Below are 22,095 nucleotides of genomic sequence, written 5' to 3'. Positions count from 1 at the left end.
GCAGACGGGACTATTCGATGTCGTCGCCAGGGACGATATCGCCGTCGGCGGATTCGGCTGTGGCCGGAGCCTGGCTCTCGGCCTCTTCTTCAACGGCGCGAATGCGCACGTCGGTGATCTTGGCGCCCGGGAACCGGGCGAGAATGGCGGCGACATCGGGGTCCTGGCGCGCGTCGTTGACGCGCTGCTCCTGCGCCCGCTGTTCCGCCTCGATCAGCGTCGGCTCACCGGCCTCGCGGCTGTAGCTGACGATCCAGTGGATGCCGGTCCATTCCTTGAGCTTGACGGCCACTTCGCCAAGCAGCGTCTTCGGCGCGTCATCCGAGACGTTGACGTCGAGACGTCCGGGCTCGATCCGCACGAGCCGCAGAAAGCCGCGCACCAGCGTCTTCAGCTTGATGTCGCGGTTCTTGGCGCAGAGATCGGCGATGTCGGCGATCGAATTGACCGGCACCGACGGCTGCGGCTTGGCCGCAGGCGCCGCCACCGGGCGTTCTTCGATGCGGCCAACGGCAACCGCCTGGGGCGCCACGTCCGGGACGGCGCGCAGCATGGTCGCACCATTGCTCGTCGGGCGCTGCACCGGCATCGGCTGCGATGCCTGCGCCGACACGGACACGGAAGCCTGGGCCTGTGCGCCGCCGCCGTTGCCACCTGAAGGGCCAGGGCGAGCGCCGCCGCCTTCATTGCCGGAAAGTTCCAGCAAGCGCCGCGCGGCCTCTTCAGGCGCCGGCAGATGTGCCGCATGCGCCAGGCGGATCAGCACCATTTCGGCGGCACCCGCCGGGCGCGACGAGCTTTCGGCTTCCGGAATGCCCTTCAGGAGCATCTGCCAGATGCGCGAGAGCGCCGTAACCGCGACGCTCTCGGCAAAGACGGCGCCGCGGGTGCGCTCGATCTCGCTCAAGGACTGGTCGTTGACCGCCTCCGGTACGTATTTCATCCGGGTGACGAGATGGGTGAAATCGGCAAGGTCGGTCAATACGACCGTCGGATTGGCGCCGGCCTCGTATTGTGCGGTGAATTCCTTGAGGGCCGCGGCGACATCGCCTTTGACGACGTGCTCGAAGAGGTCGACGATGCGGGCTCGGTCGGCAAGGCCGAGCATCGAACGCACGGTTTCGACTTCCACAGCGCCGCCGCCATGGGCAATCGCCTGGTCGAGCAGCGACAGACCGTCGCGCGCCGAGCCTTCGGCAGCGCGGGCCACCATCGCAAGCGCTTCCGGATCGAAGGATACGCCTTCCTTGCCGAGGATCGTCGAAAACAGGCCGACGAGATCGGACGCGCTGATGCGGCGCAGGTCGAAGCGCTGGCAGCGCGACAGAACCGTGATCGGCACTTTGCGGATTTCGGTGGTCGCGAAGATGAATTTCACATGCTCTGGCGGCTCTTCGAGCGTCTTCAGCAGGCCGTTGAAGGCCTGGGTCGAGAGCATGTGCACTTCGTCGATGATGTAGACTTTGTAGCGGGCCGAAACCGGGCGGTAGCGCACCTGTTCGATGATCTCGCGGATATCGTCGATGCCGGTGTGTGACGCCGCGTCCATTTCGATGACGTCGACGTGACGCCCATCCATGATCGCCTGGCAATGTTCGCCGGGAACGCGCAGGTCGATGGTCGGCCGATCGATATCCGGTGTCTTATAGTTCAGCGCGCGGGCGAGAATGCGGGCGGTGGTGGTCTTGCCGACCCCGCGCACCCCGGTCAGCATGTAGGCTTGGGCGATGCGGCCGGTTTCGAACGCGTTGGTGAGCGTGCGCACCATCGGTTCCTGGCCGACCATCAGGTCGGAGAAATCCTTGGGGCGATACTTGCGCGCCAGAACACGGTAGGCGGCTGGTTTCTCAACGGATGAAATGGACGTATCGTCGCTCATCGACCCTGCCGCTGTTCGAACTCTTGTCCCGACAGGACGGAGAAGGTGGGAGGCTGGCACGATGACCCGTGCCGGAGCTCGTTGGGGCTGCTTCCTTCCGGACCTGACCCGGTTGGCGAGTGGCTCGTCCACCACCAACCTCCCGGCTTCCATATCGGCAATATCGAAAGCAAATGCAAGCCAAGCCGTCAAAAAACTGATATCGATATGCAAAACAAGGCGAATCCGTCATTCTCAATAGCCGAGGAGACCCAGTTGACGACCTTCACCCTCGACGAGCGGCTCGAGCGCGACGGCATTCCGATCGCCTCGATCGGGCTTTGCCAGATGCGGCTGATGAACGACCGCCGCTGGCCCTGGCTCGTGCTCATTCCTCAGCGTGAAGGCATTTCTGAGATCTTCGACCTCACCCCGCTCGACCAGACGATGCTGACCTTCGAGACGACCATGGCAGCGACGGCGCTGAAGAAGGTCACGGGCGCCGAGAAAATCAATATCGGCGCATTGGGTAACATCGTCCGGCAGCTTCACGTGCATATCATCGCCCGCAGCGACGGCGACCCGAACTGGCCGGGGCCGGTCTGGGGCTTCGGCAAGGCGGAGCCGTGGGACGAAAAAGAACATCAGGCCTTCGCAGCCCGCATTCTGGAAAACCTCTGAACATGACGAAATCGATCTTTGACCTTCGCAGCCCGCATCCAGAGCCAAGCACCCTCGTCGCCTTCTCAGAGAATCATCTGGATCGCCAGTCGGAGCACCGGGCCGACGATTGCGTCCAGGTGGCACTGAAGCACCCGGGTGCGCATTTCCTGGCCTTCTCCGGACCGAAGCTGATCGTCAAGCATGACGAGAAGATCATCGACCCACTGTTTGCGCCTTATGAGCTTGAAGGTCTCGAACCCGTTCTCGACGAGACGATCCTGCTCGGCTACCTCGCCAACGGCGAGCCCCGGCTGGCCGTGCCGACGGGCCTGACGGACGAGACGATCACCGAGCCCTTCAAGATCGCCGACGGCCGCACCCTCTATCGCCAGCAGATGCTGCCGGAGGAACTGCTCGGCCAGTTCGCGCAAGGCTCGAGCTTGATTACCTGGAATGCCAACAACCGCTTCTGCGGTCGCTGCGCAGGCCCGATGGAAGGCAAGGCCGGCGGCTATCGCCGGGTCTGCACCGCCTGCGGCCATATGGTCTTCCCGCGCACCGACCCTGTCGTCATCATGATGACGATCGACCTTGAGCGCGATCTTTGCCTGCTCGGCCGCAGCCCGCATTTCGCGCCGGGCATGTATTCTTGCCTTGCCGGCTTCGTCGAGCCGGGAGAGACGATCGAAAACGCCGTGCGGCGGGAAACGCTCGAGGAGTCCGGCATCCATATCGGCCGGGTACGCTACCATGCCTCGCAGCCCTGGCCGATGCCGCACACGCTGATGATCGGCTGCTATGCGGAGGCGAAATCAACCGTCATCAAGCGCGACGAGCACGAGCTGGAAGACGTGCGCTGGTTCACGCGCGATGAAACGATCGCGATGCTCGAAAGGTCGACCGGGGTCGCCGACACCGGCGACGCGCATATTCCGCCGCCGAAGGGCGCGATCGCGCACCAGCTGATGCGTGACTGGCTCGCCTGGGGCGAGCGGACATAAGGCGACGGATACAGGGAGATCGACCGTGTCCCGCTCCGAACGGCTGCTCGACCTTCTGCAGGTGCTCCGGCGCTACCGCCAGCCGGTGAGCGGCCAGCGACTGGCGGAAGAAACCGGCGTCAGCCTCAGAACGCTCTACCGCGATATCGCCAGCCTCCAGGCGCAGGGCGCTGATATCGAGGGCGAGCCGGGGCTCGGCTATGTGCTCAAGCCCGGCTTCATGCTGCCACCGATGATGTTTTCCGCCGAGGAGATCGAAGCCTTGGTGCTCGGCTCGCGCTGGGTCTCCAAGCGTACTGACGATGATCTCGCCGGCGCTGCCGCCAATGCGCTCGCCAAGATTGCCGCGGTGCTGCCCGCCGAACTTCGCGACGAGCTCGACAGTTCGACCCTGCTCGTCGGCCCGAGCCCGCCGGCCACCAACGGCATCGACATCGCCGCGCTTAGGCGCGCAATCCGCAACGAGCGCAAGGTGGAGCTCGACTACGTCGACAATGACGGCAGCGCGACGCAGCGCACCGTCTGGCCCTTTGCCCTCGGCTTCTTTGAGAACGTGCGCATGGTCATGGCCTGGTGCGAGCTGCGCCTGGACTTCCGGCACTTTCGCGCCGACCGCATGCAGAAGATGACGGTGACGGAGGCGCGCTATCCCCGCCGCCGGCAGGTGCTGATGAAGGATTGGCGCGCGAGCCAGAACATGGCGGCATCGAAGCGAGAGACGGTCGGCTCCTGACGGGTGTTGGTGCGCCGATGCTGACAGAAACTGGCAGCGGCCAGCCCTAGCCTGCACCTTCCGCAACAAGGAGGAACAGCATGGCCAAGGCAAATCTCATCGTTCTCTACGTCAAGGACCCGCTCGCAAGCGTGACCTTCTACCGCGCGCTTCTCGCGCAGGAACCAAGCGTCACCTACCAGACCTTCTCGTCCTTCGAGCTGCCCGGCGGCTTCACGCTCGGGCTCTGGGCCGAACATACGGTCGCGCCAGAGCCGGCGGCATCGGGCAGCCGGTCGGAACTGGCCTTCATGGTGGAAGACGAGAGCGCGGTGCGCGCACGTTACGAGGATTGGAAGGGGAAAGGCCTGCCGATTGCGCAGGAATTGACCGAAATGGATTTCGGTCCGACTTTCGTCGCGCTCGATCCGGATGGTCACCGGCTGCGCGTCTGCCTCTACGATTCTTGAGCGAGAGGGTATGCTGCGCGCATCCCGCCAGCCTGAAGCGGCGGGATGCGCGAATGGTACGGAATTAGCGGCCGTAAACGGCGGCCTGGATCTGCGAACGGGACAGACCGATGTCGCTCAGTGCGTGATCGTCGAGAGCATTCAGCTCGCGGATCGCACGGCGGGTCTTCGCATATTCCATGATCTTCTGACGGATCTTCATCTTTAACACTCCTTACTTGACGAGCGTCAAATAGGCATTTGCCTAAAATTTGTGTAGCGCCACGATTGCAAACTAGGCATGCGCCAGACGCGTAGCCGGTTAACGAATTTTTGCCACTTTCACCCCCGTAGGGCGTGGCGAAACCAATGATTCTCTCGGAAAATCACCGCGAACGGTACGCTCAGGACTTAAACGTGATGCTCTGAAAACCTTAGCCAGATGGCAGGATCAGATATGTGCGGCGCGAGAAGACCACAACCGCAGGCTTCATTTTGGTCAGAAATCAGGCGCATTCGCGGCCTTCAGGCGGAGCTGAGGGGCCAAGCAGCGTGCTAACGATAGCGACCGCCTCACCACTTTGGGAGGCGGTCGAGGCCCGCCTGCGCAGGCCTTTCTCAACAGCTTGGCGCCGGAGCGGCCTGTTCAGAGAACGCCGCGCATCGGGTGCGCGTTATAGGTTCCGAGGATGCGGACCTTTTCGGAGAAGAAGCGAAGCTCGTCCATGGCATGGCGCACGCCGACATCATCCGGGTGGCCTTCGATATCCGCATAGAACTGCGTCGCCACGAACCGGCCGCCAAGCTGGTAGCTCTCGAGCTTGGTCATGTTGATGCCGTTGGTGGCGAAACCGCCCATGGCCTTGTAGAGCGCTGCCGGGATGTTGCGGACATTGAAGACGAAGGTGGTGATGATCAGCTCTTCGTCGCTGGTGCGGGCGATGCGCTGCTCTTCCCTGGACAGCACGACGAAACGGGTGACGTTGCTCTCGGTATCCTCGACGTTCTCGGCGATGATTTCGAGGCCATAGAGATCGGCGGCAAGCCGCGGCGCGAGCGCTGCCATCGAGCGGTCGCCCTTTTCGGAGACGAGCTTTGCCGCGCCCGCCGTATCGCCGGCGACGACCGGCTTCCAGCCGTTGGAGCGCACGATCTTGCGGCACTGGCCGAGCGCATGGATGTGGCTGTGCACGGTGCGGATCTCGTCACGCGTGACACCCGGAAGCACCATCAGCTGAAAACGGATCGGCATGAAATATTCGCCGACGATGTGCAGCCGCGATTCCGGCAGGAGGTGATGGATGTCGGCGACCCGGCCGGCGATCGTGTTCTCGATCGGGATCATCGCCAGATCGGCGTCGCCGTTCTCGACCGCGACGAAGGCATCCTCGAAGGTCTGGCAGGGCAGCGGCTCCATCGATGGGAACATGTCGCGGCAGGCCATGTCGGAATTGGCGCCATAGTCGCCCTGGAAGGAAATCCTGTTGGTCTTGGCGGTCACGGTAGCGTCCTTCTCAGGTTCTGATATCAGCGGGTACGGGCAGACAGGATGCGGCGGGCCTTTTCCAGCTCCACCGGCGTGTCCACACCAAGCGGGACCGAATCGACGATCTCGACATCAATGCGCATGCCGGCTTCGAGCGCACGCAGCTGCTCCAGCGATTCGCGGCGTTCGAGCACGGAGGGCTGAAGCGAGACGAAGCGTTCCAGCGCCTGCCGTCGATAGGCATAGAGCCCGATGTGATGATAGAGCGGGCCTTCGCCATGAGGCGCGGTCGCGCGGGTAAAATAGAGCGCACGCAGGCGCGTGTCGGAAAGCGGCGAACCGACGACCTTGACGATGTTCGGGTTGGTCTTCTCGCTCTCCTCGGTGATCGCCACCGTCAGCGTGGCGATATCGGTGGCAGCATTTTCGAGCGGGTTCAGCGCCGCGCGGATCGATGCCGGTTCGACCGTCGGAAGGTCACCCTGGACGTTGATGACGATCTCGGCTTCGCCGTTCGGATCGGCCTTCTGCAGCGCTTCGTAGATCCGGTCGGAGCCGGACTGGTGGTCGATGCGGGTCATTATCGCTTCGAAGCCGGCCTCGCGCACGACGTCAAAGACCTGCTGGTCGTCAACGGCAACGACGACGCGGCCGACGTCCGCTTCCTGCGCTCGGGTCGCGACCTGAACGATCATCGGCAGGCCGCAAATATCGGCGAGCGGCTTTCCGGGTAGGCGTGTCGAGGCCATGCGCGCCGGAATGAGCACGATGACTTTAACTGAATTTTCGCGATTCATGATCTGGCCTTCAAAAACCCCGCCGAAAGTGTCAATAAGTCTCAGTTAGGGGCCGATAATCACTGTTGCAACGCAGAGCCAAAAGACATAGGTTCCGCGCGATTTCAAGATAGGCCGGGTTTTTGTTTGCGCCGGTGGCAAAGGGAGCGTTTGCAGATGAATTCATATGTGAACATGGGCGTGGGCGCCTTTCTGGGAACGGTCTTCGTTCTGATGTCCGTGTCCATTGCATCGGAAGGCATTTTCCATTCCGAAGCTCCCGAGAAGGAAGGCTTTACGATCGTTGCGGAAGAAGGCACGTCTGAAGCAGGTGCCGGTGGTGCCGCGGAAGTCGAAGTCGACATCAAGCCGCTGCTGCTCAAGGCCGACGCTTCTGCCGGTGAAGCCGTGTTCAAGAAATGCGCAAGCTGTCACACCGCCGACAAGGGCGGCGCAAACAAAGTCGGTCCGAACCTCTGGGGCCTCGTCAACCGTCCGATCGCTTCGCATGAGGGCTTCAGCTACTCGGCCGGCATGAAGACGTTTGCCGAAGGCGGCAAGGTCGTCTGGGACTACGACCACCTCAGCTACTTCATCGAAGCACCGAAGAAGCACGTTCCGGGCACCGCCATGGGCTTTGCCGGCGTCAAGAAGCCCGACGAGCGCGCCAACCTGATCGCCTGGCTGCGAGAGCAGGCCGACGCTCCGGCAGCACTGCCGGACGCATCTGCCGGTTCTGCCGAAGCCGCACCGGCTGCCGGCGAAGCGGCACCGGCTGCTGGCGCCGAAGGTGCAAAGCCGGCCGAAGCGCCGGCAACCGAAGCCAAGCCTGCCGAAGGTCAGCCGGCACCGGCTCAATAAGTTCAGCGGTCGGAAACGATCCCATGCAAAAGGCCCGGCTCGCGCCGGGCCTTTTCGTATTCGGGGATAGGCGGAGATGTTGCGCACGGAACGTTCAGGCGGATCCAAGCCTCTGCGGCGAAACAGTTTGCCGGAGAGAGTGGTAATCACATCAGCAGATAGGCCCAGACCGAAACGCTGATGACGCCGAGCGCGGTCGTCAGCGTGATCGTCGAGGACGCCAGCCCATGGCCGACATTGAAATGGTTGGCGATCAGCCAGGCATTGACACCCGTCGGCACGGCCGACGTCAGCACCAGCGCCGTCGTCCAGTTGTCGTTGAGGCCGAGCAAGTGGCAGCTCGCATAGACGACCGCGGGCATGACGGCGAGCTTCAAGACGCTCGTCATCGAAGCGAGCCCGAGATTGCCGGCAAGGCCGTATTTATCCAGCGCCATGCCGATCGAGATCAGCGCTGCGGGTGCCGCCATCGACGCCAGTTGATCGACGACGGTCTTGACCGGACCGCCAAGCGGCTGGCCGATAAGGTGGAAGGCGGCGCCGCAGGCAAGGCCGATCACCAGCGGGTTGCGCACCAGATTGCGGGCGACACCGGCCAAGAGCTGCAGCGGGCTTTGCCCCGGCTTGCCGCCGGCGCGCCGCTCCGCACGCTCCATCAAGAGCGTGCCCGCTATCATCATGACTGGCAGATGCACCGAAAGCAGGATCGAGATCGCAACGATGCCCTCCTCGCCGACGATTCGCGACACCAGCGGCAGGCCGATGAAGACCGTGTTGGCGAAGGCGGAGGAGACGCCAGCGAGAACGCCCATGCGCGCATCCCGCCCGAAGACGAGCGTCGCCGCCACGTGTCCCAACGTCCAGGTCACCGCGACGCCCGAGAAATAGGCGACCCAGAGCGGCCAGGGCGAACCGTCCTTGAAATCCGCTTCCGCAATCGTGCGAAACAGCAGGATGGGCACGGCGACGCGAAAGACAAAATCGCCCAAGGCTTCGCCGACGGCCGGTTTCAGGTAACCCAGGCGCACCAGCAACCAGCCGGCAAGGATCAGGATGAAGATGGGCAGGACGTTCTGGAAGATGTCGGACATGCGCGGGCCCTGGATCGCGATGACCTTGGAGCGGATCGATCCAAGTCCTTCGGGGTCTGTTCTCATGAGGTAGAGCGGGAGACGGGCGGAAGACCGCAGATGCTTTCCTCTTTCCGCTCCTGGAATGGTCCTGCCAGCAATAACGTTGTTCGCACCCGCGCCGCAAGCGCGCGAGCAGCGGGCACAGGGAGGGGAACATTCCCCGGCCGCAGGCGTTCCGAAACAGCATGAGGAACGAGCCATGCCGACAGAGAAGTCCATTTACGCGCACAAAGACGACGATCCGCATCTCATCGACGATGCGCTCGCCGACAAGGTGCTGCGCTACATCCAGTATGCGGCGATGATCGATACGCGCGAGATCTCGGTGATGGCGCTCGGCGGGATCGTGGTGCTTTCCGGTCATGTGGCGCAGGCATCCGATATCGCCTGCGCCGGCGATGCCGCAGCATCGGTGATCGGCGTCACCAGCGTCGAGAACCGGCTGGCGGTGATGCCGGGCGCGGCCGAGGCTGATAGCTGAGCCAGGAGTTGCCGTCCGGAAATCCCGATGATAGGACATGCCGGCATGAGATTTCGGCTGGCTTGGCGGTATCGCTGGAGAGCCGCCATAGGAGCCGCAGATGAGGACCGACCCGTCAGCAACCAGGTAAGCCGCAACAACGGTTGAATAAGTTGTTGCGGCGTCTGTCGGCTCACATTCAGAAGATTTGATGAAGTGGCAGATCGCCGCCGAATGGTTTTCATTTGCGCGGATGTTTCATCATGCCCGATCGTAATTCCCTCACCTGGTCCTATTCGCTGCCGGCAGCCCTTTTGCTGATGGCGCCCTTCGATATCCTGGCGTCGCTCGCCATGGACATTTACCTGCCCGTCGTGCCCGACATGCCGGCGATCCTCGGCACGTCGCCCGCAGTCGTCCAGCTCACGCTCAGCCTCTACATGCTGCTTTTGGGGCTGGGTCAGCTGCTGTTCGGCCCGCTGTCCGACCGCGTCGGCCGCCGTCCCGTTCTTCTCGGTGGCGCGACGCTGTTTGCGCTGGCCTCGCTGGGACTGGCCGCAACCACCTCGGCACCGGTCTTCGTCGCCTTGCGGCTTGTCCAGGCGGCCGGCGCCTCGGCCGCACTGGTCGCGACCTTCGCGACCGTGCGCGACGTTTATGGCGCACGTCCGGAGGGTGTGACCATCTATGGCCTCTTCAGCGCCATGCTCTCCTTCGTGCCGGCGCTCGGGCCGATCGCCGGCGCGCTGATATCAGGCGCTTTCGGATGGCGGGCGATCTTCCTGACGCTTGCCATGCTTGGCCTTGCAGCACTCGGCCAGGCCTTGCCGCAGTGGTCGGAAACCCGGCCCGACGCCGCAGCACCGTCAAAGCCGAGCTTCAGACCCATGCTCGCAAGTAGCGCCTTCTGGACCTATACGCTTGGCTTCAGCACGGCGATGGGCGCGTTTTTCGTGTTCTTCTCCACGGCGCCACGCCTGCTTATCGATCGCGCCGGCTATTCGCAGCTGGGCTTCAGCCTGGCATTCGCCACCGCCGCCGTCGTGATGATCATCGCCACGCGCTTCGCCAGGGGCTTCGTCACCCGCTACGGGACCTCCGGTTGCCTGGCCCGCGGCATGGCCTTGATCATCCTCGGCGGGCTGCTGCTTGGCGCGGGCGAAGCCTCGGCGGTGCCGTCGTTCCAGAGCTTCGTGCTGCCAATGTGGGTGATCGCCTTCGGCATCGTCATGAGCGCCTCGGTCACCGCCAACGGAGCGCTCAAGGCCTTCGATGCCATCGCCGGGACGGCGGTCGCGCTCTACTTCTCGATCCAGAGCCTGATCGTCAGCCTTATTGGCACCGGCGCCGTTCTCCTGCTTGGCGGTGATACGGCCTGGCCGCTCGTCGGCTATTGCCTCGGCATGGCGACGATCACGCTGCTGGCGCTGGCGTCTCTCAACCGGCGCGAAAATCGATAGCCTTGCCCCTCCCGGAGCGGTCGCCTGCTCCGGGAGGTCTTCGACAGGAAAGGCGGCAGCATGCCCCTTGACCTCGCCCCTGGGGCTGGCCCCAGACTACCTTCATGACCGATTCCTACTTCCTCGCAGGCCGCTTCGGCGCCGCCACACGATTGTCGCCGAAAGCACTCAGGCTCTATGCCGAGCAGGGCCTGCTGGTGCCTGCCCGTGTCGATCCCGCGACCGGTTACCGCTATTACGCCGCCACGCAGGCAAGCCGCGCCAGGCTGATTGCCCGGCTGCGGCAGCTGGGCCTGCCGATCGCCCGGATCGCACGGCTGATAGATCTTCAGCCCGACGTTCGCCTCACGGAGCTGCGCGCCTGGCTGGAGGTGCAGAGCAAACGACTCGAGGATCAGCGCGAGCTGGTGGAGGCAATCATCCGGCAATCGAGCGGCGGCGACGATCCGCTGGTCAGGGCCGTTGCCGTGCGCGACGTCGCGCCTTCGAAAATCGTCTATCGCCAGCACCATGTGACGGTGGATGCGCTCGAGGCCTTCACCGAAAGCGCCGAAGCGGAGATCCGCGGCTATCTTGCGCAATCGGGCAAGAGCGACGATGGGCAGATGACGCTGCATTTCCACGAGCCGGTCAATCACGACGGCAAGGGTCTCGTCGAGGTGGCGATCGGCTATGACGGCAGCCTCGAACCCACTGGTGATCTGCGCATCCGCCTTCAGCCGGCGGGACGCGAAGCGTTCCTGGCCGTGGCCGAACCGTTCGAAACCTTTCCGGCCGTGCTCCGCGTCTATGACGCGATCGAAGCCTGGTTCGAGCAAAGCGACGATCTCAGCTGCTTCGGCAGCCCTTACGAAATCTATCCCGGCAGCGGCGGTACCCGCTTCGATGTCGCCTACCCCATCGTGCGCTAACCCAATCCCCGCACGCTCCAATCACTCAAGGACCAACCGATGCAGCACTTTTCCTATGTGGGCTCCGGCCCCTATTGCTACGCCAACTCATTTGCAATGATGTTCGGCGAAGCCGCGCCCTCGACCTCGACCATTGAGCTTGCCACCGGTAGCCCCTTCGGCATGCAGATCGTCGGCGGTACCCTGCCGTTCTTCGACCCCTACGGCTGGGATCCGGAGGCCGGGTTCGACGGCGCGCTGAAGGCGCTCGGCTGGACGTCGCAGGTCAGCAGCGGCGGCGAGCCCGAGGACGCGCTTTCCCGCCTGCGCTCGGCACTGAAGGATGGTCCCGTCTGGGTCGGCCCGGTGGAGATGGGGCATCTGAGGCACCAGCCCGGCATGACGGGACCGATCGAGGCCGATCACTACGTCGTGGTCCTCGCGATCGACGAGACGCGCGTGCTGATGCACGACCCGCAAGGATATCCCTACGCCTCCCTGCCGCTCCACGATTTCATGACGGCCTGGGGCGCCGAGACGCTGAGCTACGGCGACCCCTACACCATGCGATGGGGATTCTCTCGTGTCGCCGACGTGAGCGAGGTCGAGGCAATCCGCGCCTCGGTGCCGGCCGCGATCCACTGGCTCTCGATGACCACGGACCGGCTGGTGCCGACGGGCAGCCTTGGCAATGCCGACGCAGCCGAAGCGCTCGCCGCTCTGATCGAAGACCATTGCGACAAGAACCTGCGGGCTCACCTCGTGCACTTCGCCGTTCGTGTCGGTGCCCGCCGCGCCGGCGATGCGGCGTCCTGCCTGGCGCGGGCAGGCCTTGCCAAATCCGCCGCCATCGCCGGCGAACAGGCACGGCTGATCGGCGCGCTGCAGTATCCGCTGGTCCTGCGCAGGGATGCCGAGGCGGCCGCAAGCCTACGCCTTCTGGCGCCGACCTACGACCGGCTGTTCACCACCCTGCAAGCCGGGGAGTGATCCCAAAAGCCGCGCAATTCCGGACGGAAAACCGCTTCGCACTTTTCCTGGGAATCCCTCGCTTGGCTGGCGCAATTCCGGACGGAAAACCGCTTCGCACTTTTCCTGGAATTGCTCTTAGGCAATGAGCTCCGAGAAGCTTTTCGGTCGCGCCGACTTTGCGTCGCGTACCGTCGCGTAGTGGAGCCCAACGACGCCGTTGTCGTAGTGCTCGCTGCCGATCAGCTGCAGCTCGTTCTTGTCGCGAAGCCGGGCGAACCATGGTTCGCCCGGCGATACGACCGGGTAGACGAAGAAGTGGTAGCGATCGACGAGGCCGAGGCCGATCACCGTCTGCGCCAGGCTCGCGCCGCCGGACAGATGGATATCCCGGCCGGGCTCAGCCTTCAGGTCGGTCAGGTAGCGCGAGAGCGCCGCATCATCAGGAACCACCGCCCGCTCGGCATTGTGCCAGCGGCTGATCGCCTGATCTTCGGTGCGGGAGAACACGATCTTGCGATAGTCGTGCATACGCCCTGCCATCACCCGATTGGTCTCGCCGCCCGCCTCGTCCTTCAGCGCGCCCGGCCAGTAGCCGACCATCTCCTCATAGGTGGTGCGGCCGACCAGAACCGTGTCGTAGCCGGCGTAGAGACGGTCGATCGCCCGGTATTGTTCGTCGACCACCGTCCCCATCCAGGCAAGCGGATCGTCGAGGCGGCCATTCAGTGTCGTCATCATCTGCAGCACGATATTGCGCATGGGATCGTCTCCTCAGTGAGTTTGCTCGACGAACCGGGCCAGTTGCCCGGCAACCGTTCCCCAGCCGTCGTGAAAACCCATCTCCTCGTGCATCTTCCGGCCCGCGCCGCTCCGATGCATTACATGGGCAGCGTATTCGGTGCCGGCTGGATGGTCGCTGAGGGTGATGATCGCCGTCATGAAGGCGTTTTCCGCCGGCCGCCAACCGGCAACGAGCGTGTCGGTGAAGACGATGCGCGAGAGTTCGTCGACCGCGAGGAAACAGGCGTCGATATGCGGCAGGAATGCGCCGCCGCCTTCGCTGATCCGCGTCACGAAACTGCCGCCGGGCCTGAGATCCATGTCGATCACCTTGCATCTTGCCGGCTCAGGAACCCACCATTGCTCAAGCCGAGAGGGATCGCTCCAGGCGCGCCAGACCGTCGCGCGCGGCGCCTTGATGATGCGCGCCATCGTCAGGTCGAGTTCAGGATCGGGAGAGCGGATCATGGTCATTCCTCCTCGTGTTCAGTGACGAATTTTTCCAGCCGGTCGGCGCGGCCTTCCCAGAGCGCGCGCTGCGCCGAAAGCCAGCTCTCTACCGCGGCGAACTGCGCCTTCTCGATGGCGCAGGTGCGGACCCTGCCCTCCTTGTGCGTGCGGATGAGCCCACTGCCTTCAAGGTAGTGGATGTGCTTCATGAAGGACGGCAGGGCCATGTCGAAGGGTCTGGCGAGATCGCTGATGCTCGCCGGACCGCCGCCGAGCCGCGCAAGCACCGCACGGCGGGTGGGATCGGCGAGCGCCTGAAAGATCACGTCCAATCGGTCTGAATACTGTTCCATAAGGCTAAGTATCACACGTCAATACTTAGCGCAAGAGCTAACTATTCGTCGCCCGACCGCCGCCAGCGCCAGCCAATTTGTCACATGGCCGTTTTCTTGACCTCAAGCCTGGTTGAGCTTCTACAAACCCCGTCGGTTCAATCGGAAATGGGGGCCGACGTGGCATTGGAAAACCAGATAAGGACTGACAATCCCGGGACTGGAACGGCATCTGCGGGCATCGCCGAGCCCGGCGGCGGCGCAGCATCGAGCGCCGCCTGCTGGCTCGCTGGCCTGGCCGCCATCGCACAGACAACGGCGATCGCGAGCGCGCGCAGGGTCGCCTTTCTCACCGCAAGGCAGGGATGATCCATGTCAGGCCCTATCGCAAGCATTCTCGATTCGCGCGCCTTCGGCATTCTCGCCCGCGTGCTGCTAACGCTCGTCTTCTGGTCGAGCGGCCTTGCCAAGCTCTTCGACTTCAACGCCAACGTCGCGATCATGGAAGGCTTCGGCCTGACGCCGGGATGGCTGTTCAATTCGATGACGTTAATCCTGCAGATCGGCGCCTCTCTGCTGATCATCCTCAACCGTTGGGTCTGGCTTGCCGCCGGGGCGCTCGCCGTCTTCACGGTGCTGACGATCCCGATCGCCCATCCTTTCTGGCTGAAGGAAGGCGAAGAGACCTTCCGCGACATGACCGTCGCGCTGGAGCACGTCTCCGTGATCGGCGGCCTGGCGCTGGTATCGATCCTGTCGCGCAGGCGTTGAACGTCAACAACCGGCGGCTCGGCAAGACCACTCAGCCCTCGCGGCAGCGCGTGTCTGGAACGCGTCGAGACCAGGGCAGCGCGGCTGCTCTGGTCTAACACCTCAGCGCTTCCGGGCGACGATGTAGGGGCGGTTGTCGTTGCTCGCCGATGCGTGATTTTCCGCCGACAGAAGCTCGAAGCCGGCGGCGACGATGTGCCGGCTGAGTTCTGCTGCGCTGAAAGTTGCCGCATAGGGCGCCAGTCCGACGGCCCGCATCGCCGGCAAGAGCAGGAGCTGGACGAGCGGGTTCATGTCGCCGACGCAGGGCGTCTTGGAGATGAACACTCCCCTGGAGGCAAGCAGGGTATGGATGTTGTCGAGCGTGGCGGGCAGATCGCGCACGAGATGCAGGTAGTTGAAGCCCAGCACCGCATCGAACTGCCCACGTTCGGCCGCAAGCGTTTCGGCCGTCGCGCTGCGAAAGGCGAGGTTCGGAACCAGGTCGACGGCGTACCTCTCCCGGGCAATGGCGATCATCTCGGTCGAAAAATCGGTTGCAAGGTAGTCGCGCACATCGCCCGCCAGCCGAAACGCCGTCGTTCCCGTGCCGCAACCGAGTTCGAGCACGCGGTCATCGGGCAGAAGCAAGGCGCGGGTGCGGTCGAGCGTGTGTTCATAGGCGGCCGGGTCCGCGATCGTTCCCTTGGCGTATCGCCGCGACGTCCGGTCCCAGAAGCGCGCGTCGCTCGCCAAACTCATGCTGCCTCTCCCCAGAACGCAACCGGTCCCCCGCGATGCTCGAAGCCGGTGCCACACCGGCCAGGGAAACCTGCCGAAACCCAACGGCTGCCGATACCAGCGAAAGTCCAAGAATAGCGCGGAACCGTCAACATTTGACGGAGAACGGACCCTCGATCGGCAAAGAGCCGCTCTCTCGCAGTTCAAGCCAGGCGAACCCAATCAACGGTTTCAAGCACATAGGGGGCGAAGAGAAAATCGCGGATCGCGGCGATCTCGTCCCGACGCCAATCGAGAACGACGAAATGCGCCGGTTTTTCCATGGGGCCGGCACTGTCGAAAACCAGCATGGCCGGCCGCCCTTCGATTGCGCCGAGCGCGAAACGCCACTTTGTCTCCTGCGCATAGCCGGTGAAATAGCGGCTGATGCCCTCGCGACCCTCCAGCTTCAGCCTGTTGACCAGCTCAAGTTTTACATCGTCGGCCAGCATGGCGCGGATGGCATCGAAGTCGCCGCCCTGAAAGAAGCGCACGAAACTTGCCAATTTGTGCCGGTTCGCGTCGGACATCAGCGGCAGCCGCATATCCTCCGGGCGTTCGGTCAGGAACCTGAGCGCCACCCTGGCGCGCTGCAGCGCCGATTTGGCCGCCGCCGGCGTACACTCGGCGATAGCGGCGATTTCCTCGATCGAATGACCAAGCACATCCTTCAGGATCACCGCGCAGCGTTGAAGTTCCGGCAGTTGCAGGAAAGTTTGAAAGCCGATCGCAACGATGTCCGCCTCGGGCAGCGGCGCATCTTCCATGTCATCGAGCAGGGGGACGATCTTGTGCCTGGACCGCCGGCGCAGAAAATCCAGACTGGTGTTGTGGGCGATGCGCAGCAGCCAGCCTTCGAGATTGTCCACCACCACGCCATCCGCCCGCGCCTGCACGGCCTTGATCAGCGTGTCCTGCAGCACGTCCTCACCATCCACGGCCGAGCCGGTCATGCGCGCGCAATAGCGGTGCAGCCGCGGCCGGAGATCCCTCAAGCGATCCTCGAAGTCTTCCGTATTCATGACATCGAGTTCCATCGGGATATCTCCAGGGGCCGGTTCGGACGATAGCGTGGACTGAAGAAAATGTCCGCTGCCTGACCGATCGAAACCGGCTCCGGCAACGCACAGCCGTTCGACATCAGCTGTGATCGCTGAGGACCACCTCACCGATGACCGATTCGAGGCTCGCCAGTTCGAGGATCTGTGGGAAATAGGCCTTCATCCTGACATCGGCGCGCATCGCTTCGACGGCCGCGGGCGTCTCCCATTCCGAATAGATGATGACGCTGGTGCCATCCCTGGCAGCAATCAGCCGGCTCGTCCGCCAGCCGCCGAGCGTGCGGATGACGGTGTCGATGTTGCGCTTCAACAGCGCGATCAACTGCTCCTGCTTGCCGGGTTCGACCTTCAGAACGTTGACGAGAGTGACGGGTGCAGTGGTCATGGTGCTTCTCCTTCGTTGCGGATGCACCAAAGACGAAGCGGAGAGGCGAAACGGATCGCGCGGGCGAAGATTTCTTAGCGCCAGGCGGACGTCGGGGATACTCCCTTGGCAGGGGGGCGCCTTCGAGGGGCTCGGCAGCGGACCATCCGTTATCGGCCGGTAGCCCGCCGAACAGTGACAGACCGTTAGAGGGCAAAGCCGCTGGAGGCCGCCGGCTCGCCGTCGTCGCGAACCTTCAGGATGGTGTCGATCAGGCCCCATTCCAATGCTTCTTCTGCGGTCATGAAACGGTCCCGGTCCATAGCGCGTTCGAACTCCTCGTAGGTCCGTCCGCAATGTTCCGCATAGAGGCGCGTCATGCGCTGCTTGGTGCGAAGGATCTCCTCGGCATGGATCTGCATGTCGGACGCCTGGCCCTGAAAACCGCCCGATGGCTGGTGCACGAGGATGCTGGCATTGGGCAAGGCGGCCCGTTGGCCCGGCGTGCCGGCCATCAGCAGAAACGAACCCATCGACCGTGCGGTCCCCATGCACAGTGTATGCACCGGTGCCCGGATGTAGCGCATGGTGTCGTACATGGCGAAACCGCTGGTCACCACGCCACCCGGCGAATTGATATAGAGATGGATGGGCTTCTTCGGGTTTTCCGCTTCGAGAAGAAGCATCTGGGCGCAGACCAGCGCAGAGACCGTGTCGTTCACCTCACCGTTGAGAAAGATGATTCGCTCGCGCAGCAGGCGGGAATAGATGTCGAACGACCGCTCTCCACCGTTCGACTGCTCGACGACCATAGGGACGAGTTGCATCGCTTCGCGCATCGGCGAACTCCATTTATCCAGAGATTGAGGGGAAGCTCGCCGGTCTAGGCGGCGAGCATGAGAGTATCGTTGCTGTTCGCGGCCGTCCTGGTCACGCGACCGCCGCGAACATTCGGCAGTTCGTGGACGATCCGCAGCCGGGTGCCGCCCGAACCAATCGGGGCGATCCGGAATGTGACCGTACTTTCGAGAAACGGAGCTTCGGTTTCGCGCAGCCTGTAGCAGACCTCTTCTCCAGGCACGACGACGGCGCCATCGGGGTCGGCCAATGCCTCTTTCGGTAGCCAGTTCTCGCGAAACGCCGGGATGCTGATTGCGCGCCAGACCTTCTGCGGCGCCTCGTCGAGTTCGTATTCCAGCTCAAGGCTGTTATCGTCCGGGGCGCTGATTTCGCGGTTCATTGGTCCATATCCTTCAGCAAGATCTTCAGAGCTTCGATGCGTGCCGGCCAGTAGGCACGGTATTTCGCGAGCCACTGCGCAATTTGGGCCAGCCCGTCCGGGTCGACTTCGTAGTTTACGAACCGACCTTGCCGCTGCTCCTTCACCAACCCGGCACTCCGCAACACCGAAATGTGCTGGGACATGGCCGGCTGGCTTATGTCCATACCTTCCCGCAAAGCGCTGGCATTCATGCTTCCATCAGCAAGCTTCTCGAAGATGGCGCGGCGCGTGGGGTCAGCCAGGGCTCGGAATATCTCGTTCTCGATCATGCCAAACACATAAGCACGGACTTATCTCAATAACAAGTGCGCTGTTCAGCAGGAGGAGGAAGGGACGCGACTTTGCGCACCAAACGACTTTGTCACGGCGCTTCAGATCAATACCCGCCAGTAGACAGGACAAGGGTAGCGCTTAATGCGCATTGGTAATGGAAGCAGAACAAGGGGGAAATGGCGGACAGAGAGGGATTCGAACCCTCGATACGCTTTCACGTATACACGCGTTCCAGGCGTGCGCCTTCAACCACTCGGCCACCTGTCCATCCGTCAGCAGCCGATGGTCAATCCGGCTGGATGGGAAGGGCGGGGCCCTTCGGCGTCAGCCGGCTGATAACCGGCGGACGCGCGTCTATATACCGATGATTTGCCCGGGATCAACTGCTTTCTGACAGATTATTGACATCTTGTGACGCGGGCGGGTTCCCGGTTCCCATTGTGCACTCCGGGCAAGGGGCTTATCTCTTGCGTCAGGGCGTGTCCGATGCGTCCGGCCCGTCTCGGCCACATCCTCCGGCATGCCAGATTGCCGCATATTTTCATTGTCGGGCCTTGTCCGAGGCACGGGCGATCGGAGAAGATGCGGCAGGGCGACGCGCCGAGCCGATGACCGGCGCCAGCCAGCGAATTGAAGGGAATGCCGTCCGATGCGATTTCTATTGAGGCTGGCGAGCGCCGTCGTGTTGTTTGCCGCCGTGCTTGCCGGTGCCGTCGACGCGATCCAGTCGGTCGCAGCATCGGAACTGGTCATGACGTCGCTCGGCGACGACCTGGAAGCGCTTGGCGCCGACACGGCAAGCTGGGTCCAGTTTGCGCAACGTTCCGATACCGCACCGACGATCTGGCACGGGATGCTGCATTGGCTGCTGCAGCAGCCGGCCTTTGCGGTGCTGGCGCTGATCGCCCTCGTGCTATGGATGGTCGGATACAAGAAGCGGCCGGCGGCCGGACGATTCGCCGCCTGACGCATTGCAGGCGGCCTTCGCATCGAAAGGAGTGTGCTGATGTTCCTGATCGACATGTTCAACAAGAAAACGATCATGCCGGACGCGCAGACGGCGCTGCCGGGCCGTGACGCCGCGATCCCGACGGCCGAGACACATTTCGTTTCCGGCCGGCCGTTGAAAAGCCCCTACCCCGACGGCACCAAGAGCATCCTTCTGGGCATGGGCTGCTTCTGGGGCGCCGAACGATTGCTGTGGAACATCCCCGGCGTCTACGTGACCGCGGTCGGCTATGCCGGCGGGCTGACGCCGAACCCGACCTACCAGGAAACGACGACAGGGCTTACCGGCCATGCCGAAGTGGTCCTGGTCGTCTATGATCCGGAAAAGGTGAAGCTCGCGAGCCTGCTCAGGACCTTCTTCGAGGAACACGACCCGACGCAGGGCATGCGCCAGGGCAACGATATCGGCACCACCTACCGCTCGGCGATCTATGCCTATGACGACGAGCAGTTGGCGCACGCCAAGGCCGCGCGCACCACTTTCCAGACGGCGCTGAAGCACGCCAATCACGGCGGCAGGGTGACGACCGAGATCGGCATGGCGGGACCGTTCTATTTCGCCGAGGACTACCACCAGCAATATCTGGCGAAGAACCCCAGCGGCTATTGCGGCCTGCGCGGCACCGGCGTCAGCTGCCCGATCGGCCACTAGACGCATACCCCACGGGTGGCATCCCGCGCGCGGTCGCGATACCCACAACCCTGAGGCCGCACCGGACCGACCGGGACACCTTGTCGTGATCTCAAAAAATGCAACAGAACCGGTGCCTTACGAGTGCCGGTATCCGTGGCTTCAATTTTTACCATCTGAAAAATTTTGAGTGTTTTTTTGCCGTGACCGTGCAAGGATGCGCCACCCTAGCCCCAAGGAGAAGGGGGTGGGTTCCGCAGACAGGCTTCCGTCAGGGAGCCGGCGGGAGGACCCAATAAGATCAATAGCGACAACAGGGCTGCACGATGAAAAAAACAATTCTCGGTCTTTTTGCCTTTTCGATGATGTCCGCCACGGCACTGGCCGCCGACATCAAGCCGGCGATCATCTACGATCTCGGCGGCAAGTTCGACAAATCCTTCAACGAGGCTGCCTTTAACGGCGCCGAGAAGTTCAAGACGGAATCGGGCGTCGAATACCGCGAGTTCGAAATCGCCAACGATGCCCAGCGTGAACAGGCGCTGCGCCGCTTCGCCAGCGACGGCAACAGCCCGATCGTCATGGCCGGCTTCAACTGGGCGGCTTCGCTCGAGAAGATCGCGCCGGAATATCCGGATATCAAGTTCGCGATCATCGACATGGTCGTCGAGAAGCCGAACGTCAAGTCGGTCGTCTTCAAGGAACAGGAAGGCTCCTACCTCGTCGGCGTTCTCGCCGGTCTCGCTTCCAAGTCGAAGACCGTCAGCTTCGTCGGCGGCATGGACGTTCCGCTGATCCACAAGTTCGCCTGTGGCTACGTTGGCGGCGCCAAGTCGACCGGCGCTGACGTCAAGGTTCTGGAAGCCTACACCGGCACGACGCCGGACGCCTGGAACGACCCGGTCAAGGGCGGCGAAATCGCCAAGTCCCAGATCGACCAGGGCTCGGATGTCGTCTACCACGCAGCCGGCGGCACCGGTGTCGGCGTTCTGCAGGCAGCCGCAGATGCGGGCAAGCTCGGCATCGGCGTCGATAGCAACCAGAACGCCCTGCAGCCGGGCAAGGTCCTGACCTCGATGCTGAAGCGCGTCGACGTCGCCGTCTACGAAGCCTTCACGGCAGCCAAGAACGACAAGTTCGAATTCGGCATTTCCAACCTCGGCCTCAAGGAAGACGGCGTCGGCTACGCGCTCGACGACAACAACAAGGCGCTGATCACGCCGGAGATGCTCGACGCGGTGGAAAAGGTGAAGGCCGAAATCATTGCCGGCAAGGTCCAGGTCCACGACTACATGAGCGACGAGTCCTGCCCTTACTAAGAGCAGCGCTTGCGTCATGAAAAAGGCCGCCGGTTCATTGGACCGGCGGCCATTTTTTTGCTTGTCCTGACGTGAGCGCGGCGATCAGTAATGCGGCGGCTTCGTGATTGCCGGCGCGTCGAGCGACTGCTCTTCGAGCGTCAGGAACCTTTCGGTCAGCCGGTCGAGCTTGGCGCGCGCCTGCTCGACCACCTTCCATTGCTCGGCAAGCTGATCGGAAAGCTCCTCGATGGTCTTGGCCTGATGGGCCACGGTCTCCTCGAGGCGGGTGATCCGTTCGTCGGTGTTGCTCATTCTTGCAAACTCCATGGGCGCGCGGCGCCGTTTGCCGGCAGATTGGCCAC

29 protein-coding genes, 1 tRNA gene and 1 other RNA gene are annotated in these 22,095 nt (G+C 63.1%); 14 read left to right on the top strand and 17 right to left on the bottom strand.

Going from position 1 to position 22,095, the window contains the following annotated elements:
• Positions 1–10: 10 nt before the first annotated feature.
• On the bottom strand, positions 11–1,879 hold the full coding sequence (locus IB277_RS15450; RefSeq protein ID WP_090296201.1) for a DNA polymerase III subunit gamma/tau: 1,869 nt from the start codon (positions 1,877–1,879) through the stop codon (positions 11–13).
• A gap of 45 nt (positions 1,880–1,924) precedes the next feature.
• Positions 1,925–2,022: signal recognition particle sRNA small type (gene ffs, locus IB277_RS15445), an RNA gene on the bottom strand.
• Between the two features lie 64 nt (positions 2,023–2,086).
• Between ffs and IB277_RS15440 the strand changes: the two genes are divergently transcribed.
• The 4 genes from IB277_RS15440 (at position 2,087) to IB277_RS15425 (ending at position 4,704) form a co-directional block, all read left to right on the top strand.
• Positions 2,087–2,539, top strand: a complete 453-nt coding sequence (locus IB277_RS15440) for an HIT domain-containing protein (RefSeq protein ID WP_162731791.1) — start codon at positions 2,087–2,089, stop codon at positions 2,537–2,539.
• Between the two features lie 2 nt (positions 2,540–2,541).
• Complete coding sequence (gene nudC / locus IB277_RS15435; protein ID WP_034804765.1) at positions 2,542–3,522, top strand: NAD(+) diphosphatase; 981 nt, start codon at positions 2,542–2,544, stop codon at positions 3,520–3,522.
• Between the two features lie 25 nt (positions 3,523–3,547).
• On the top strand, positions 3,548–4,255 hold the full coding sequence (locus IB277_RS15430; RefSeq protein ID WP_110818572.1) for a YafY family protein: 708 nt from the start codon (positions 3,548–3,550) through the stop codon (positions 4,253–4,255).
• An 80-nt stretch (positions 4,256–4,335) separates the two neighbouring features.
• Positions 4,336–4,704: a VOC family protein gene (locus IB277_RS15425; protein ID WP_034804768.1), complete on the top strand. Its 369-nt coding sequence runs from the start codon at positions 4,336–4,338 to the stop codon at positions 4,702–4,704.
• Between the two features lie 64 nt (positions 4,705–4,768).
• On the opposite strand, the gene IB277_RS15420 is transcribed toward IB277_RS15425, so the two are convergent.
• The 3 genes from IB277_RS15420 to IB277_RS15410 form a co-directional block, all read right to left on the bottom strand.
• Positions 4,769–4,906 (bottom strand): DUF1127 domain-containing protein, encoded by a 138-nt coding sequence (locus IB277_RS15420; protein ID WP_064817013.1) that lies wholly within the window; start codon positions 4,904–4,906, stop codon positions 4,769–4,771.
• Between the two features lie 423 nt (positions 4,907–5,329).
• Complete coding sequence (locus tag IB277_RS15415) at positions 5,330–6,184, bottom strand: prephenate dehydratase (RefSeq protein ID WP_029742350.1); 855 nt, start codon at positions 6,182–6,184, stop codon at positions 5,330–5,332.
• Between the two features lie 26 nt (positions 6,185–6,210).
• Complete coding sequence (locus IB277_RS15410) at positions 6,211–6,966, bottom strand: 3-deoxy-manno-octulosonate cytidylyltransferase (protein WP_090296196.1); 756 nt, start codon at positions 6,964–6,966, stop codon at positions 6,211–6,213.
• 156 nt (positions 6,967–7,122) lie between these two features.
• On the opposite strand from IB277_RS15410, the gene IB277_RS15405 reads away from it, so the two are divergent.
• Positions 7,123–7,806 (top strand): cytochrome c family protein, encoded by a 684-nt coding sequence (locus IB277_RS15405; protein WP_029742348.1) that lies wholly within the window; start codon positions 7,123–7,125, stop codon positions 7,804–7,806.
• A gap of 146 nt (positions 7,807–7,952) precedes the next feature.
• Here IB277_RS15405 and IB277_RS15400 read toward each other — a convergent pair whose 3' ends face one another.
• On the bottom strand, positions 7,953–8,897 hold the full coding sequence (locus tag IB277_RS15400) for an AEC family transporter (RefSeq protein ID WP_060609576.1): 945 nt from the start codon (positions 8,895–8,897) through the stop codon (positions 7,953–7,955).
• Positions 8,898–9,138: 241 nt separating this feature from the next.
• Here IB277_RS15400 and IB277_RS15395 point away from each other — a divergent pair, with 241 nt between their 5' ends.
• The 4 genes from IB277_RS15395 (at position 9,139) to IB277_RS15380 (ending at position 12,739) form a co-directional block, all read left to right on the top strand.
• Complete coding sequence (locus IB277_RS15395) at positions 9,139–9,420, top strand: BON domain-containing protein (RefSeq protein ID WP_029742346.1); 282 nt, start codon at positions 9,139–9,141, stop codon at positions 9,418–9,420.
• A gap of 242 nt (positions 9,421–9,662) precedes the next feature.
• Entirely contained in the window at positions 9,663–10,859 is a 1,197-nt protein-coding gene (gene cml / locus IB277_RS15390; RefSeq protein ID WP_090296193.1) for a CmlA/FloR family chloramphenicol efflux MFS transporter, read from the top strand.
• 104 nt (positions 10,860–10,963) lie between these two features.
• Complete coding sequence (locus IB277_RS15385) at positions 10,964–11,770, top strand: MerR family transcriptional regulator (protein WP_090296191.1); 807 nt, start codon at positions 10,964–10,966, stop codon at positions 11,768–11,770.
• A 39-nt stretch (positions 11,771–11,809) separates the two neighbouring features.
• Entirely contained in the window at positions 11,810–12,739 is a 930-nt protein-coding gene (locus IB277_RS15380) for a hypothetical protein (protein WP_060519497.1), read from the top strand.
• A 117-nt stretch (positions 12,740–12,856) separates the two neighbouring features.
• Here IB277_RS15380 and IB277_RS15375 read toward each other — a convergent pair whose 3' ends face one another.
• From IB277_RS15375 to IB277_RS15365, 3 genes are read right to left on the bottom strand one after another with little or no spacing between them, the layout of a single operon-like run.
• On the bottom strand, positions 12,857–13,480 hold the full coding sequence (locus IB277_RS15375) for a dihydrofolate reductase family protein (protein ID WP_090296185.1): 624 nt from the start codon (positions 13,478–13,480) through the stop codon (positions 12,857–12,859).
• A 12-nt stretch (positions 13,481–13,492) separates the two neighbouring features.
• Positions 13,493–13,969, bottom strand: coding sequence for an SRPBCC family protein (locus IB277_RS15370; protein WP_090296408.1), 477 nt, complete (start codon positions 13,967–13,969; stop codon positions 13,493–13,495).
• A gap of 2 nt (positions 13,970–13,971) precedes the next feature.
• On the bottom strand, positions 13,972–14,304 hold the full coding sequence (locus IB277_RS15365; protein WP_090296182.1) for a helix-turn-helix transcriptional regulator: 333 nt from the start codon (positions 14,302–14,304) through the stop codon (positions 13,972–13,974).
• Between the two features lie 159 nt (positions 14,305–14,463).
• Between IB277_RS15365 and IB277_RS15360 the strand changes: the two genes are divergently transcribed.
• Both IB277_RS15360 and IB277_RS15355 read left to right on the top strand, forming a co-directional pair.
• Positions 14,464–14,652, top strand: coding sequence for a hypothetical protein (locus IB277_RS15360; protein WP_192371313.1), 189 nt, complete (start codon positions 14,464–14,466; stop codon positions 14,650–14,652).
• 3 nt (positions 14,653–14,655) lie between these two features.
• Positions 14,656–15,054 carry a DoxX family protein gene (locus IB277_RS15355; protein ID WP_110818573.1) on the top strand — a complete coding sequence of 133 codons (399 nt, stop codon included), beginning with the start codon at positions 14,656–14,658 and terminating at the stop codon, positions 15,052–15,054.
• Positions 15,055–15,156: 102 nt separating this feature from the next.
• Here the strand turns inward: IB277_RS15355 and IB277_RS15350 are convergent, their stop codons facing one another.
• The 7 genes from IB277_RS15350 to IB277_RS15320 all read right to left on the bottom strand — a co-directional run bounded on the left by IB277_RS15350 (position 15,157) and on the right by IB277_RS15320 (position 19,060).
• Positions 15,157–15,795: a bifunctional 2-polyprenyl-6-hydroxyphenol methylase/3-demethylubiquinol 3-O-methyltransferase UbiG gene (locus IB277_RS15350; protein WP_110818574.1), complete on the bottom strand. Its 639-nt coding sequence runs from the start codon at positions 15,793–15,795 to the stop codon at positions 15,157–15,159.
• 182 nt (positions 15,796–15,977) lie between these two features.
• Positions 15,978–16,850, bottom strand: coding sequence for a sigma-70 family RNA polymerase sigma factor (locus IB277_RS15345; protein WP_110818575.1), 873 nt, complete (start codon positions 16,848–16,850; stop codon positions 15,978–15,980).
• A gap of 103 nt (positions 16,851–16,953) precedes the next feature.
• On the bottom strand, positions 16,954–17,259 hold the full coding sequence (locus IB277_RS15340; protein ID WP_060580552.1) for a putative quinol monooxygenase: 306 nt from the start codon (positions 17,257–17,259) through the stop codon (positions 16,954–16,956).
• A 185-nt stretch (positions 17,260–17,444) separates the two neighbouring features.
• A complete protein-coding gene (locus IB277_RS15335; protein WP_034804815.1) occupies positions 17,445–18,077 on the bottom strand; it encodes an ATP-dependent Clp protease proteolytic subunit in 633 nt (210 codons plus the stop codon).
• Positions 18,078–18,121: 44 nt separating this feature from the next.
• On the bottom strand, positions 18,122–18,478 hold the full coding sequence (locus IB277_RS15330; protein WP_090296171.1) for an SRPBCC domain-containing protein: 357 nt from the start codon (positions 18,476–18,478) through the stop codon (positions 18,122–18,124).
• The gene (locus tag IB277_RS15325; protein WP_034804822.1) at positions 18,475–18,789 is read right to left on the bottom strand and encodes a helix-turn-helix transcriptional regulator; all 315 of its coding nucleotides are present in this window, start codon (positions 18,787–18,789) and stop codon (positions 18,475–18,477) included. The genes IB277_RS15330 and IB277_RS15325 overlap by 4 nt, the downstream gene beginning before the upstream one ends.
• 181 nt (positions 18,790–18,970) lie before the next feature.
• A tRNA-Ser gene (locus tag IB277_RS15320) sits at positions 18,971–19,060 on the bottom strand.
• 382 nt (positions 19,061–19,442) lie between these two features.
• Between IB277_RS15320 and IB277_RS15315 the strand changes: the two genes are divergently transcribed.
• The 3 genes from IB277_RS15315 (at position 19,443) to IB277_RS15305 (ending at position 21,751) form a co-directional block, all read left to right on the top strand.
• A complete protein-coding gene (locus tag IB277_RS15315) occupies positions 19,443–19,760 on the top strand; it encodes a membrane protein (protein ID WP_034804825.1) in 318 nt (105 codons plus the stop codon).
• Between the two features lie 39 nt (positions 19,761–19,799).
• On the top strand, positions 19,800–20,453 hold the full coding sequence (msrA, locus tag IB277_RS15310) for a peptide-methionine (S)-S-oxide reductase MsrA (RefSeq protein ID WP_110818577.1): 654 nt from the start codon (positions 19,800–19,802) through the stop codon (positions 20,451–20,453).
• Between the two features lie 305 nt (positions 20,454–20,758).
• Complete coding sequence (locus tag IB277_RS15305; RefSeq protein WP_034804831.1) at positions 20,759–21,751, top strand: BMP family protein; 993 nt, start codon at positions 20,759–20,761, stop codon at positions 21,749–21,751.
• An 84-nt stretch (positions 21,752–21,835) separates the two neighbouring features.
• On the opposite strand, the gene IB277_RS15300 is transcribed toward IB277_RS15305, so the two are convergent.
• Positions 21,836–22,045 (bottom strand): SlyX family protein, encoded by a 210-nt coding sequence (locus IB277_RS15300; RefSeq protein ID WP_034804834.1) that lies wholly within the window; start codon positions 22,043–22,045, stop codon positions 21,836–21,838.
• Positions 22,046–22,095: the final 50 nt, after the last annotated feature.

This window comes from Ensifer sp. ENS07 (assembly GCF_014852185.1).
In the GTDB taxonomy this organism is placed as follows: domain Bacteria; phylum Pseudomonadota; class Alphaproteobacteria; order Rhizobiales; family Rhizobiaceae; genus Ensifer; species Ensifer adhaerens.
The sequence above is the reverse complement of the archived record's forward strand: the minus strand, read 5'-3'. Positions and strand labels throughout refer to the sequence as shown.